This is a genomic window from Mycobacterium lehmannii (assembly GCF_002245535.1).
GTDB classification, from domain to species: Bacteria; Actinomycetota; Actinomycetes; order Mycobacteriales; family Mycobacteriaceae; genus Mycobacterium; species Mycobacterium lehmannii.
The window spans coordinates 24,960-38,100 of sequence record NZ_NKCN01000036.1 but is presented as its reverse complement, the minus strand read 5'-3'; the positions used below and the strand labels follow the sequence as shown (position 1 = coordinate 38,100).

Annotated in this window: 14 protein-coding genes; 8 read left to right on the top strand and 6 right to left on the bottom strand. The window is 67.3% G+C overall.

Translation table 11 applies throughout. The annotated features are described in order from the left end of the window. Positions 1-338 precede the first annotated feature (338 nt). Positions 339-821: a hypothetical protein gene (locus CEX87_RS25095; RefSeq protein WP_094289576.1), complete on the bottom strand. Its 483-nt coding sequence runs from the start codon at positions 819-821 to the stop codon at positions 339-341. Between the two features lie 47 nt (positions 822-868). Here CEX87_RS25095 and CEX87_RS25090 point away from each other — a divergent pair, with 47 nt between their 5' ends. After that, positions 869-1,540, top strand: coding sequence for a phosphatase PAP2 family protein (locus tag CEX87_RS25090; RefSeq protein WP_094289574.1), 672 nt, complete (start codon positions 869-871; stop codon positions 1,538-1,540). On the opposite strand, the gene CEX87_RS25085 is transcribed toward CEX87_RS25090, so the two are convergent. Beyond that, positions 1,494-2,987, bottom strand: a complete 1,494-nt coding sequence (locus CEX87_RS25085) for a bifunctional phosphatase PAP2/diacylglycerol kinase family protein (RefSeq protein WP_094289572.1) — start codon at positions 2,985-2,987, stop codon at positions 1,494-1,496. The two genes, CEX87_RS25090 and CEX87_RS25085, sit on opposite strands and share 47 nt — an antisense overlap. Before the next feature lie 57 nt (positions 2,988-3,044). Between CEX87_RS25085 and CEX87_RS25080 the strand changes: the two genes are divergently transcribed. From CEX87_RS25080 to CEX87_RS25070, 3 genes are read left to right on the top strand one after another with little or no spacing between them, the layout of a single operon-like run. Next, entirely contained in the window at positions 3,045-3,629 is a 585-nt protein-coding gene (locus CEX87_RS25080; RefSeq protein WP_094289570.1) for an ArsR/SmtB family transcription factor, read from the top strand. Position 3,630: 1 nt separating this feature from the next. Next, positions 3,631-4,458, top strand: coding sequence for an SRPBCC family protein (locus CEX87_RS25075; protein ID WP_198957305.1), 828 nt, complete (start codon positions 3,631-3,633; stop codon positions 4,456-4,458). 9 nt (positions 4,459-4,467) lie between these two features. Continuing rightward, complete coding sequence (locus CEX87_RS25070) at positions 4,468-5,121, top strand: L,D-transpeptidase family protein (protein ID WP_064417587.1); 654 nt, start codon at positions 4,468-4,470, stop codon at positions 5,119-5,121. Position 5,122: 1 nt separating this feature from the next. Here the strand turns inward: CEX87_RS25070 and CEX87_RS25065 are convergent, their stop codons facing one another. Then, complete coding sequence (locus CEX87_RS25065) at positions 5,123-5,581, bottom strand: nuclear transport factor 2 family protein (protein ID WP_064396012.1); 459 nt, start codon at positions 5,579-5,581, stop codon at positions 5,123-5,125. 46 nt (positions 5,582-5,627) lie between these two features. On the opposite strand from CEX87_RS25065, the gene CEX87_RS25060 reads away from it, so the two are divergent. After that, positions 5,628-6,389, top strand: coding sequence for a DUF3159 domain-containing protein (locus CEX87_RS25060; protein ID WP_094289579.1), 762 nt, complete (start codon positions 5,628-5,630; stop codon positions 6,387-6,389). Here the strand turns inward: CEX87_RS25060 and CEX87_RS25055 are convergent. Beyond that, a complete protein-coding gene (locus tag CEX87_RS25055; protein WP_064417556.1) occupies positions 6,373-7,878 on the bottom strand; it encodes an FAD-dependent oxidoreductase in 1,506 nt (501 codons plus the stop codon). The two genes, CEX87_RS25060 and CEX87_RS25055, sit on opposite strands and share 17 nt — an antisense overlap. A 110-nt stretch (positions 7,879-7,988) precedes the next feature. Here CEX87_RS25055 and CEX87_RS25050 point away from each other — a divergent pair, with 110 nt between their 5' ends. Beyond that, positions 7,989-9,749, top strand: a complete 1,761-nt coding sequence (locus CEX87_RS25050; RefSeq protein ID WP_064428139.1) for an Hsp70 family protein — start codon at positions 7,989-7,991, stop codon at positions 9,747-9,749. A gap of 24 nt (positions 9,750-9,773) precedes the next feature. Further along, positions 9,774-10,217, top strand: coding sequence for a cupin domain-containing protein (locus CEX87_RS25045; RefSeq protein ID WP_064417558.1), 444 nt, complete (start codon positions 9,774-9,776; stop codon positions 10,215-10,217). A gap of 3 nt (positions 10,218-10,220) precedes the next feature. Here the strand turns inward: CEX87_RS25045 and CEX87_RS25040 are convergent, their stop codons facing one another. Both CEX87_RS25040 and CEX87_RS25035 read right to left on the bottom strand, forming a co-directional pair. Next, positions 10,221-11,426, bottom strand: coding sequence for a DUF7159 family protein (locus CEX87_RS25040; RefSeq protein ID WP_064417559.1), 1,206 nt, complete (start codon positions 11,424-11,426; stop codon positions 10,221-10,223). 94 nt (positions 11,427-11,520) lie between these two features. Next, positions 11,521-12,291, bottom strand: a complete 771-nt coding sequence (locus tag CEX87_RS25035) for an SDR family NAD(P)-dependent oxidoreductase (protein WP_064396005.1) — start codon at positions 12,289-12,291, stop codon at positions 11,521-11,523. Between the two features lie 88 nt (positions 12,292-12,379). On the opposite strand from CEX87_RS25035, the gene CEX87_RS25030 reads away from it, so the two are divergent. Then, on the top strand, positions 12,380-13,048 hold the full coding sequence (locus tag CEX87_RS25030) for a hypothetical protein (RefSeq protein ID WP_198957304.1): 669 nt from the start codon (positions 12,380-12,382) through the stop codon (positions 13,046-13,048). The last annotated feature ends 93 nt before the right edge of the window (positions 13,049-13,141 follow it).

Below are 13,141 nucleotides of genomic sequence, written 5' to 3'. Positions count from 1 at the left end.
GGACCGCGGCGGCCTTCTCCTCAGGGCTGTAACGGCGCGTCGTGGGCTTCCCGGCAGACTGTTCCTTCGGCATACCTGCATCCTCGTTTCCAAGGTCAGGAGCCTCCAACATTTCCAGGGCGATTCACCGGCTGGCGCGATACCCAATACCCCGGCAGCCGAATCGAGTGGACCTCCCGACACGGCCAGACCTACACCACCCACCCCCGCAGCCGAGTGCTGTTCCCCCATCTGCGCCACCGACGAGGCGCGCACCCTGAAAATGCCGCGCCGCAAACAAACCCGCACCCAAGCCCGCGACAAAGCCATCACCGACGAACGCCTAGCCGAACGGCTCTCTAGGGGTGGTACGGCACTCCTACGGCGCGGAACACGTATTCCGGCGGGACATCGAAGGACAGCGATCGCCGGGGGAGGCGCAAGAGAACGTCCTCGGGAATGGGAACCTTGTAATGCATCGAAAGTTCGCCGCTGAAGCGCGAATCGACGGCAGCGATGTCGACGTTGAGATGCATGCCGGTGGCGGCGAGCTCGGCGGTGACTGTCCCGGACTGCGGGCCGTTCCAACGCTGGTCGATGGTGCGGCCCGCCAGTTTCGGCACCGTCGACATCGTGGCGAGGACGCGCTGGTTGGTCAGGGCGAGCGATCCCGCGTAACTCGTGACGTTCCCCTTCGCGCGCCGTCCGGGGATCTTGCCGCTGAAGCGTCGGGTGACCGCGATGTACTCGGCGAGGAAGAGCACACCCTCGGTTTCCACCTCGGCCCGCATATCGTCGGGTAGACCGCCGATACGGAACAGCTTGCGCAGGAACACCCCCATGAGCAGCCACCCTAACGGCCCGATGACCCACGTGGTAGAGGTGGACGATGGCATCACACACACCGCGGCTGGTGGTATCGGCACTGGCCGCGGTCACGGTGTATGCCCTGCTGTGGATTGGTGTCGCACAGCAGTGGACGTGGTTGGCCGACATCGATTTCGCAGCGCTCGACGCCTTCTACCCGATCGGCGCAGACCATCCGGGATGGGTGCTCGGATGGGATATTTTCTGCCTCGCTCTGGGTCCGGGCATGTTCCGTGTGGTGACCATTGCTCTCATCGTCGTCGCGTTCGTGCGCCGCCGGATTCGCACCGCGATATTCCTGATCGTCACCGTTGAACTGGCCGGACTCGTCACCGAGATCGCGAAGGGAGCCGCCGACCGCCCCCGCCCGGACACCGCGTTCGTCACCGCGCTGGGAACATCGTTTCCCTCCGGCCACGCCCTCGGGGTGCTCGTCGCGGTCTTCGCCCTGCTGACCGTCGCTCTGCCCGCCGTGCGTCCGGCCGCACGCGCTTGGCTCATCGCCGCGGGCATCGCCATCGTCACCCTCATCGGCATCGGCCGTGTGGTGCTCAACGTCCACCACCCGACCGACGTCGTGGCGGGATGGGCTTTGGGCTACGCCTATTTCGTGCTGTGCCTCCTGCTCGTGCGGCCGTCGCGGCCGATCACGGAAGCGGACGAAACACCGGAAGCGCCCGGTATCGCACACTGAAGCTGGCGGTTTCGCACTCGGTTCCGATCTCACCGTCGTGCGCCAACAGCGTCGGACCGTCGACTGCGGTGAACTCGAACTCCGGTACTCGCATCTCGTGATAGAACGGGCTGCGTACGAGCCGGCCGAGCGCGACGTCGACCAGGATGCGCAGCTTGCTGAACCGGTGACCGGTCTCGAGGATCCGGACGTCCATCAGCCCGTCGTCCATCCGGTCCCGCCGCGACGGCGCGAATCCCGAAGGCAGATAAGCCGAATTGCCGAGGAAGAACAGAAACGTCTGCAACGTCTTGTTGTCGTAACGGATGCGGACCGGATCCTCGTGCCGCAACGTGTGATACATCGCGTAGAGCCCGGCCAGCGGCTTGCCGATCTTGCGCTCGTACTTCTCTCGCGTGCGCACGAACGCCGGATACGCCCCGATACTCGCGGTGTTGACCACCATCTGCTTCTCGTTCAAACACACCATGTCGACGCACGCGACGCTGCCTTGCCGGATCGCGTCGACGGTCTTTCCCACAGTGTCGCAACCGATGTCCTTCGCGAAGTGGTTGAACGTTCCCCCGGGGAACACCGCCAGCGGCACGCCCGCCTCGATGGCGGCCGCCGCGGCGCACGATACCGTTCCATCTCCGCCGCCGATCGCCAGAACCTCGGCGCGCTGAGCCGCCGAGCGCAACGCGGTGTCGAAGTCATCGTCATCGGAGAGCTCGACTATCTCCGCGCGCGGCAACGCATCTCGAACCTCTTCGACGATGTCTGCCCCGGTCCCGCTGCCCGATGCCGGATTGACGACCAGCACCACACCGGCCCCCTCCGGACGTGGCGGGGTCTCCACGCGCAGCGGGTCGGCTGTCGGAAGCCTCGTCGGCACCGCTGGAGGCACCACCCGCCCGCCCAGCACCGCGATCGCCGCGCCTAGGCCGAATCCGGCGATCACGTCCCCGGGGTAATGCGCGCCGACGGCGACGCGTGACAACCCGACGAGCCCCGCCAGCAGCGCCAGGGGGAGCCCGAGCGACGCGCTCTCCAGTCCGACAGCGACCGCGAAGGCGGCGGCGCTGGCGGAGTGCCCGGACGGGAGCGAGTTGGACGTGGGGCGACGCCGCGTGCGGCGCACCAGTGGGACGGAATCGAACAGCGGGCGCGGCCGTCGCCGGATGCGCTTGGCGCCCTGGTTGGTGATCAAGCTCGTCGCCGCGAGCGTGAGCACCCCGCGCACCGCGCCACGCCGCGCGCTCGGGTTGCCCGTGGCAGCCAGGGCAGCCGCGATCGCGAACCACAGTTTGGAGTGGTCGGCCGCGCGGGTCAGCGGCGGCATCACGGTGTCGAGCAGCGGGGTCGGCGACTCGGCGATCGCCTCGAAGATCTCTCGGTCGAGCGCGCCGAGACCGTGAGTGATTCGCCGTAGACCTGCGGGTCGGCCGACCACCTGCGCAACATCCATCTTCCCAACGTATCCACGACCCTTGACAAATAATCTTGTCAAGCGCATTGTGGCGTCATGCTCGACGTGGAAGTGATCGACGATCCCGCGGCCGCGGTCAGTGCGCTGGACCCGATCCGCGGCCGACTGCTCGCCGAGCTCACCGAACCTGCCTCCGCGGCGGCGCTCGCCACGCGGGTCGGGATATCGAGGCAGAAGGTGAACTATCACCTGCGCGCACTCGAGGAGCACCGGCTCGTCGCCGAAGCCGGCGAGCGCCGGTGGGGTGGCCTGCGCGAGCGCTTGCTGGTCGCGACCGCCGCGTCCTACGTCGTGTCGCCAGGCGCGATGGGACCCGTCGCCGCCGACCCCGGCCGCACCAACGACCGTCTGTCTGCCAGCTACTTGATCGCCCTGGCCGCCCGCGCTGTTCGGGAGGTGGGTGAGCTCTGGGCGGTCGCACGTGAGAAGAACAAGCGGCTGGCAACCTTGTCGATCGACACCGCGGTCCACTTCCGCTCACCGTCCGACCGGGCGGAGTTCACCCGCGAGCTCTCCGACGCGATCACCTCGCTGGTCGCGCGCTATCACGACGTATCTGATCCGCGGGCGCGCGGCTACCGGTTGCTGGCCGCCGCCTATCCCGCCCCGCAGGAGGACTGAAATGCCCTTGTACAGAGACGATTCCGGTATGCGTCGGGTAGCGTTGGAAGTGCTCGTGCCCGGAACGCCGGAGCAGGTCTGGCATGCCATTGCCACCGGCGCCGGCATGGGTGCCTGGTTCACGCCGACGACGGTCGAGGAACACGTCGGCGGCGCCATCAGATTCGACTTCGGCGACGAGAGCTGCGGTACGGAGGCCTCGGGCGGGAAGGTGACCGCCTGGGAGCCTCCACATCGCTTCGCCTACGAGGAGCACGACTGGAGCGGCGACGCGCCGCCGCTTGCCACCGAAGTGACGGTCACCAGCCGCTCCGGGGACCGCTGCGTCGTCCGGATGGTGCACAGCCTGTTCACCGATCGAGACGACTGGGACGACGAGATGGAGAGCTTCGAATCCGGTTGGCCCGGCGCCTTCGAAGTGCTCAAAATCTACCTCTCGGATTTCGCGGGCGTGCCAGCGTCGAGTGTCCGGGTCATGTCGGTTCATTCGGGTGGCGGGTCGCAGGCGTGGACGAAACTCACAGGGGCGCTGAACCTCGCGGGCGTGAACGTCGGCGAACATCGTGAATCTCCGCTCGACGCGCCACGTCTCGCCGGTGTTGTCCAACGCGTACACCAGGACAACACCGTTCGTGACCTGATATTGCGCATCGACGAACCCGGGCGAGGCGTCGCGGTTCTCGGCACCTGCACGCTGGCCGGGCAGACGAGCGCCATGGCCAGCATCTTCCTCTACGGCGACGACGCCGCCGCGATCGCAAAGAAAGAACACGACAAATGGTCGTCGTGGCTGCGTGGCTTACTCGAAGGGCGGGACACCGCGACTTAGCATGTGTCGGTGCGCCGACTGCTGACCCTGTTCTGCGTGAGCCTGCTGGCCCTTGCGGCGGCGCCCCTTGGCCGGGCGCAGACGGTGCCGTGGTTCGCGAAATCGGTGGGTTCGGCCACCCAGGTGATTTCCGTTGTCGGCGTGGGTGGTTCGAAAGCCAAGATGGATGTCTATCAGCGGACCGGTGCGGGTTGGCAGCCGGTCGCCGCGGGCATACCGGCCTGGATCGGCGCCAACGGCCTGACTCCGCAGAGCCATGACGGCGAAATGAAAACGCCGATGGGCGTTTTCACGCTGGACTTCGCCTTCGGCACCGCACCCAACCCCGGCGGAGGTCTGCCGTACGTGCAGGTCGGGCCGGACCACTGGTGGGACGGTGACATGAAGAGCCCGACCTACAACACCATGCAGGTCTGCAAGAAGGCGCAGTGCCCGTTCGACACCGACCCCGGCAGCGGCACCGAGAACCTCCAGATCCCTCAGTACGTGCACGCGGTCGTCATGGGGGTCAACAAGGCGCGGGTACCTGGCAATGGAGGCGCGTTCTTCCTGCACGCCACCGACGGCGGGCCGACGGCCGGATGCGTGGCGATCGACGACGGCAAGCTGGTCGAGATCATGCGGTGGCTTCGGCCGGGGGCGCTGATCGCGATTGCCCAGTGAGTCAGATGTTCAGTGCACGACCGGGTTTCACCTTGAAGTTCAGCGCCTCGAGTGACATCGACGCGTCGTAAGTGCGATCGTACCCTGTCTCGCTGATCCGCCACCCGTCGCTCGTGCGCCGGTACCGGTCGTGGTAGAAACCCGCACCGATCAACATGAAATTGAAGTCCGGCGCGATCACCCGGTCCTGCAGGTACCACGTGCCCGTCGCTTCGTCGCCGTCGACGGTGATCTCGGGATGGGTGACGCGATGTTCGGTGATGATCTCGGGGCCCAGGGAGTTCCGCATGAACGTGACCAGCTCGTCGCGGTTGGTGAAGTGATGCTCCTCGCCGATCGATTCGCCGTACTTGCCGACCACATCCTCGGTGAGGGTGTCGGCGAACTCGTCCCAGTGTTTGGTATCAAGTGCGCGCAGGTAGCGGTACTTCACTTGTTGGATCTCGTCGATGTCACCCATGCCCGACATTGCAGCACAACCGCCCCGGAACGCGTACATTCCGCTCATGAAATTTCTTGACGCCTACGTCCGCTCTCCGTTCGCGGGGCTGGCGCCGTGGATCCTCATGGCGGTCGTGGCAGGTCCCGGCCGGTTCGAGGAGGCTGCCTCGTCGGCGCTCGGCCTCAGCTTGCTGACGCTGTGGGTCGGCACGCGCCGCGGCGTGCCGGTCCATTCCCTCGAGGCGCTGACCATCACTTATTTCGGTGTGCTCGCCGTGCTCGGGCTGCTCGCGCCGGATGGGGTGATCGACTGGCTACAGCTGTGGGCCGGCGAGCTCAGCAACATCGTGCTGGCGGTATTCGCCGTCGGCACGCTGATCGTGCGCCGCCCCTTCACCATGGCCTACGCGAAGGACACGACGCCTCGTGAGCACTGGGACACCGCACCGTTCCGGCGTATCAACTTCGCGATCACCGGCGCATGGGCCGCAGCGTTCGTGGTGTCGGCGATCTCGGGTGGGATCGGTGATGCCGTCCTGGGCGACAACGACAACTTCTGGACCGCTTGGATCATCCCCATCGGGGCACTTGTCTTCGCCGCGTCGTTCACCGAGTTCTATCCCGACTACGCGACCGGAGAGTCGAACTCGTGGTCGGGTGCCATCGACTGGCTGCCACCGTTTCTCACCGTCACCGGAATCGTCGGCTGGGTGTCGGACTCGACGTCCGACACCGTCGCGGTCGCGCTGATCGCGGTGGGTGTCATCGGCTCGATCGCTGTTCGGCGCCTATTGCCGGAGAAGCCGATATCTACTGCGCCGCAGTGAGATTACGGGTTGCGGGCCCCTCGAGCAGGGTTCCGTCGGGTGCGAAGCGTGACCCGTGCAGCGGGCACTCCCACGATTCGTCGGCGTCGTTCCAGTTGACGATGCCGCCAAGGTGCGGGCACACCGGCGACACGCGGTACTCGCGGCCGTCGACCACGCTTCGCGCCTCCAGGTCCCATGGCGGGCCGCTGACCACGCCGCCCTCCTCTGGGGTGCGGTTGAGGATCCTGGTGACCGGAGTGATCCACCCCCGCGTCAGATAGAGCGCCACTTGCGCGTTGGTCTGCATCGCCTTGGGGATGCCCGACAACTCGTGCGGACTCCAGCTGTCGAAGGCCTGCGCCCAGTCCATCCGGCCCCCGAGGATGCGGCTCGACAGCGCCAGTGCGGCAGCGGTTCCGTTGGTCATACCCCACTTGTCGAAACCCGTTGCCACGAAGATCTTGTCGTTGCCGGGCAGGATCGGGCCCACGTAGGGCAATTCGTCGATGGGTGAGTAGTCCTGTGCGGACCAGTAATGGGTCTGCATCGCGCCGGGGAAGTGCAGCTTCGTCCACTGGTCGAGCTCCTGCACCGACGAGGCCGGGCTCTTCTCGTGGCCGACGGGATGCCCCGCCCCACCGGCGATCAACCGATCGCCGTCCGGCGTCGGCGCATAACGCAGCGACCTGGTCGGCGAATCGGCCGAGATGTACATGCCCCGTGTGATGTTGCCGGGCACCTTGTAGGCCATGCAGTAGGAGCGTTGCGGTTTGAGGCGAGCGAAGAAGCCGCCACGGTCCAGGATGGGGATGCCCGTCGCGAGGACACATTGCTTGGCGTGCACGTCGAATTCGTCACCTGCGGTGGTGCGCACACTCAGGGCCAGTTTGTCGCCCTCGTTCGAAACCTTCTGCACCCGAACGCCTTGCGCCAGCCGTCCGCCCCGTTCGTCGAGCTCAACGACCAGGCTGTCGAGCAACGGCATCGGGTCGAACTGTGCCTGGTCGGCCAACCGGACAGCACCGTGGAACGGGAACGGCACGTCGGCGTCGTCGACCCAGTCGACATCCAGGCCCGCGGCCTCGCACGCCTCGAGCTCCTGGCGCACAGAGGACACACCCTTCTCGGATTGTGCATAGGTGTAGGCGTCCTCGCGTTGCACCGACAGCCCGTGCGCCTCACAGTGCTGGACCAGCCACTCCAGGCCCTCGCGGTTACCCTCGACGTACTGCTTGGCGGTGCCGGCACCGTGTTTGGAGACGATCTTCGACAGTTTGGTGCTCTGCAGCAGGCTGATTTTGGCGGTGGTGTTACCGGTGGCGCCGGCCCCGACGCGTTGTGCTTCGAGTACCAACACATCCTTGCCGGCCCGCGCCAGGAGCACCGCGGTGATGAGGCCGGTGATGCCTGCGCCGACCACGACGACGTCGGCCGACCGGTCCGATTCGACCAGCGGGTCGGGCGGTACCGGCCGCTCGACGCGGTTTGCTAGCCACAGAGATGTCATGGCATTGCAGGTACCCGTTTGGCTCACCCCAAAACCGTGGCGGCCGAACGGGGTTCGCACGGAGTGTCTGACCGGTTCCCGGAGGTCGGGGGACTATCGTGTGGTCCGTTATGAGCGACCCGTTGGGGTTGTCGATCGGGACGACGAACTTGGTCGCGGTACGCGTCGACAATCGAGCCGATCAGCCCGTGCTCCGTCGTTCGGTATTCACCGTGCCGGACGGCACCTTGATGTCCGGATTCGTCGAGCGGGTCGGCGACGACGTGCCACTGGTCGCCGCCGACGGATCGTCACACTCGGCCGACCGGCTGTTGGTCGCCGCGCTCGCCGATCTCGTCGAAGGTAGCGGTGCGTCGCCGTCCGACGTCACGCTCGCCGTCCCCGCGCACTGGGGGCCGGCCACCCTGCGGACTCTGCGCAGCGCGCTGAGGGGCCATCCCGTTTTCGGGGCCGCGGGCGGGACCACCCGACTCGTTTCGGATGCCAAAGCGTCGCTGACCGCGCTACAGATCGATCTCGGAATCCCGACACAGGGTGTGGTGGCACTGGTGGACATCGGCGGGGGCGCGACCGGCATCACGCTGGCAGATGCGGGCGACGCGTTCGAACCGATCGACGAGACGACTCGTTACACGGAGTTCTCCGGTGACCTTGTCGATCAGGCGCTGCTCAGCCACGTCCTGGCAGGGCTGCCTTCGGGCGGAGACGACGCCACGAGCACGGCCGCCGTGGGGGCGCTGTCGCTCCTGCGCGAAGAGTGCCGCAACGCCAAGGAACGGTTGTCGACGCACGAGGCGACCGACGTCGATGTGCAGTTGCCGAACCATCACTCGGTGGTTCGGGTGACCCGAGACGAGCTCGAGGCGTTGGTCGCGACACCGCTCGAAGGTGTCTTGGCCGCGATCGATGACACGTTGCAGCGCAACAGAATTGGCTGGAAAGACGTCGCCGCGCTGGTCGTGGTCGGCGGTGGCGCAGGCATGCCGTTGATTCGGCGGCGGCTGGCCGAGCACTCCGGCATGCCGGTGTTCGCCACCGCGCAACCGGGGCTCGACGCCGCCAAGGGCGCCGCGTTGATCGGCGCGTACACTTCGGCCGCCGAGGCGCGCACCGGCTTGGCGCCCGTGATTGCCGCGGACGCCCCGACGGGTCTGGCGCCGGTGCCGCCGGCGGAGACCGAGTCGCCGGGGACATCGACGGTCGGCGCGCTGGCCTGGTCGCAGGACGACGCGGCGGACGACCCCGTGCCGTACACCGGCTCGGGTCCCTACGAGACCCCGTATGACTCCGGGCCCATGCGCCCGCCGCCCGTGCAATACGTGGCCCCGACGACGGGGCCGATCGACGAACCCCGGATCTGGCAGCGGCTGCCGGGGGTGGTGATGGGCGTTGCGGCGGCCATCGCGGTGGTCGCCGTCGGCGGGGTGGCGATCGCCCTGACCAGCGCGACCGGCAGTACCGGCGTGACCGAGGCGCCGCGGACCGCGCCGGTTCCGCCGCCGTCGGCACCGCCGCCCGAACCGGCCGCACCTGAGGCGCCGCCGCCTCCCGTCGAGACCGTCACGCTGACCAACGCCCCGCCCCCTCCGCCGGTGACCACCGAAGCGCCGCCGCCTCCGCCACCGACGACGACCGTCGTTACCACAACACAACCGACGACCACCACGACGACAACGACCACAACAACGACAACGACCACAACGACGACAACGACGACCCCGCCTACGACCACCACCACCGCGCCCACCACGACGATCTCTTCCGCCACGGCGACCACCACGCCGATGACGACGACCTATCTGACTGTGCCGTTCGTGCCGGTGCCGATTCCGATCCAGGTGCCGCAGAACCCTTACCAGCCGGTGCCCTAGCCCCAGCTGTCGGATAATGCGGCGATGAACCGGTTACATTCCGTCGCGGCGGCCCTGATGATCACGGCGACGATGGCAGCGCCGTCGGCGGCCGCCACACCCGCAGAGGGCGACATCGAGCGCACCGACCTGGCGAAGGGCACGACGGATGCGCCCATCGCAATCGTCTCCGTGGGCCAGCCGACCACCCTCTACGTGCAGAACCTCGTGCTCGCACCGGAGTCGAGCAGCGGCTGGCACACCCACCCGGGCCCGGAGTACTCGGTGATCAACGGCGGCGAGGTGAGTCTGCAGACGGCCGGCGGCTGCGTACCCGCGGTCTTCGGCGCCGGGCAGGCCATCTTCGTCCCCGCCGGCGTCCCACATGTGGTGTCCAACAAGGGCCTTGAGCACGCAGAGGCGACGGTCACCTACACGTTGCCTGCCGACCGTGCGGTGCGGGACGACGCACCGGCCGCCTGCCCCTAGCGCCTAACGCCCGTACGTGTACTCCGGCTCGTGGAACCGGTTGATGATCGGGATCCGCTCGATGATGCGGTCGCGTAGCCGCGGTTTCGGAGGCGGTACATAAGCAGGCGCAGGCGGTGGCGCGTAAACCGGCGCGGGCGGCGTGTACGCCGGGGCGGTGTCGACAGGGGCCGGCGGGATGTAGGCGGGTTCGGGCGCGGTGTACGCCGGGGCGGGTGGTACGTAGGCCGGTGGTTCGTAGACCGGTTCGGCCGGAGGAGCGGCGGGCGCCGGTGGAGGGGCGGCCACCGCGATGGTCTGTGCGACGACCGGCTTCGCTTCGGCGGGCGTCGTGACCTTCTTGCTGTGGATCTCGTTCTCGACGGGCCGCCGCGCCTCGTCTGCGACGGCCACGGATTCCTCGTCGGCGGCGTGCCTGTCCTGGCGCGTGGACGCGCTGTCGCCCGTCAGGGTCAGGCCGACTGCTGTCGAGGTCGACACCACGAACGTCACCACGGCGGCGGCGAGAACCGATGCCAACGCCCCGACCCGCGACGGTGCTTTGGTCGCCGGGGCGTCCAGCCTGTTCACCGCACGCGCGGACGCCAGCGCCGCTCCGCGTGCCAACGCCAGGTCGGCTTCGGCGGCGGAGAACACCGGGGAATCCGTCACGTCGCCGAGCGTGGAGGTGATCAGCTCGACATCACGGGCCGACCCGACCACGAAAATGGCCTGCGGCCGCCATTCGTTGAGCTCGAGCATCGCGATCACGCTGCTGGGAAGCTCGACGACGTCCGCGCCGTCAAGAGGTCGTGCGATGCGGTCGACGGTCACGCCGTCGCGGTCGACCATCGCGACCACCGCGGCGTCGGGTTCCACGATGCACACCGCGACGTCGTCGTAGTCGGCGATCTCGGCGATGCCCGCCGCCAGTACATCGCCCGCTTCCAATTCGGAGACCGCGATCGCGTTGCCGTATCCGCGGGCGGCAAGTGCGTCGAGCACATCGGACGCCACGGCTTCGGCCTCGTTGGTCCAGGTGACACCGATGGAGTGGATCGAGCCGTCGGCGACATCGGCGAGCGCCACGTTGAGCAGATCGTCGGGATCGACCTCCGCGTCGAGGTCGAACGATCCGCGGTCGACGGTGGCTCCTTCGCCGGTGGTGCCTTCGACGAGCACCCACCGAACCGTGCTGGACGTCATCGACAGGCCGAGCACGAGGTCCATATCGTGTCCCCGTTCTTGCGGTGAATCAGGTTCTGAGGCTACTCCGCCCGCAGGTGGCATTACCCAATCAGTCCGTCCCCGAACAACCGAGGATCTACGGGCGGAACGTCACACCGCCGTCGACGCTGATCGTCTGCGCGGTGATGAAGCTGCCGTCGTCGGAGAGCAGTAGCGCGGCTAATGCGGCGACGTCGTTCGGCGTCCCGAACCGGGACTTGATCATCTGCCGTGCGCGGGCCTGTTCGACGACGCCGTCGGGCATCGGCTGCTCGTCGAACTTGTAGTGCCAGATCAACCCGGGCGCGATCGCATTGCATCGGATGCCCTTGGGTCCGTACCGACGCGCGATGTGTCGCATCAGCGCCAACTCGGCCGCCTTGCTCATGGCGTACGACACACGGGTGCCTGCGCCGTTATAGGCGTCGATGGAAGCGGTGAAGACGAGCGAACCGCCGCCGCTGTCGACCATCGCGGGGATGGCGTGCTTGGCGCAGATCACGAACCCGCGGGTGTTGACGCGCATCACCTCGTCGAACGCTTCGAGCGGAAGCTCGACGACCCCACCGGGCAGATAGGCGTCCGCGGCATTGGTGAAGTTCACATGCATGCCGTCGAGGCGACCGAAGGTGTCGACAGCCAGTGCGACCGCCGCGATGACGGACTGCTCATCGGAGCCGTCGAGATGCGTGCCGCGGCTCCGCTCTCCCGCCGGGTCGATCTCGTCGGTGACGTGTTTTACCAGCTCAGCGTTGATATCGCCGAGCACCAGACGGGCTCCCTCGTCGGTGAACCTGCGCGCCAGCCCGTTTCCGATGCCGCCGAGGCCGGCGATGATGATGACCTTTTCTTCGAGCAGTCCCGCCACGCTTGGAGATGATCCACCCTGGTCGAGCGCCGGCCCAGTGGATCGTCCCGGATTGCGGCAAATGTAACGATTTGGTATACAACCCTGCGTGGGTCGGCACTCCGTAGCCAAGAAGCGGCGCACGTCACCAATGGGCGTGGCCGCAGTGCTCGGCCCGGCCGCCGTCTTCTTCGCGGTCGGGGGAGACGTCCACCTTCAAGCTCGTCCGGCGCCCGAGAGCAAGCCCGTCGTCGAAGAGGTTGCCGACAGCCAACCGTGCTGTTTGGAGATCGTTGCGGCCCCGCCGATAGCACCCGCGGCCGCCATCGGTCACGTCAGTCCCGGCATTGCGCCCGACGCCATGGTTGCGGCGGCGCGCTACCGCACCGTCGATCGATCTCTGCCGGTCGGCATCGCACCCGAGGGCGGTCTGCAGGTGAAGACGATCCTGGCGTCGCGGGCAATCAGCGAGGCCTTCCCCGAGATCAGCAATATCGGTGGCGTGCGACCCGATTCGCTGAGATGGCACCCCAACGGCCTGGCGCTCGACGTGATGATTCCCAATCCCAGCAGTGCCGAAGGGATTGCCCTGGGCGATGAGATCGTCTCCTACGTCCTGCGCAACGCGAAGCGCTTCGGCTTGCAGGATGCGATCTGGCGCGGTGTGTACTACACGCCAGATGGCGCACAGCGGGGCGGCTACGGCCATTACGACCATGTGCACATCACGACCCGCGGCGGCGGTTACCCGACCGGGGACGAAACCTACCTGCGCTGAAGGGTGTCGCTGCCTATCGTCACGTCAGTGATGCCCGCCGTCGGGCTGTTGGCTGTCAACCGGTGCCGGAGCGGCGTCGGGTGCGGCAGGGGC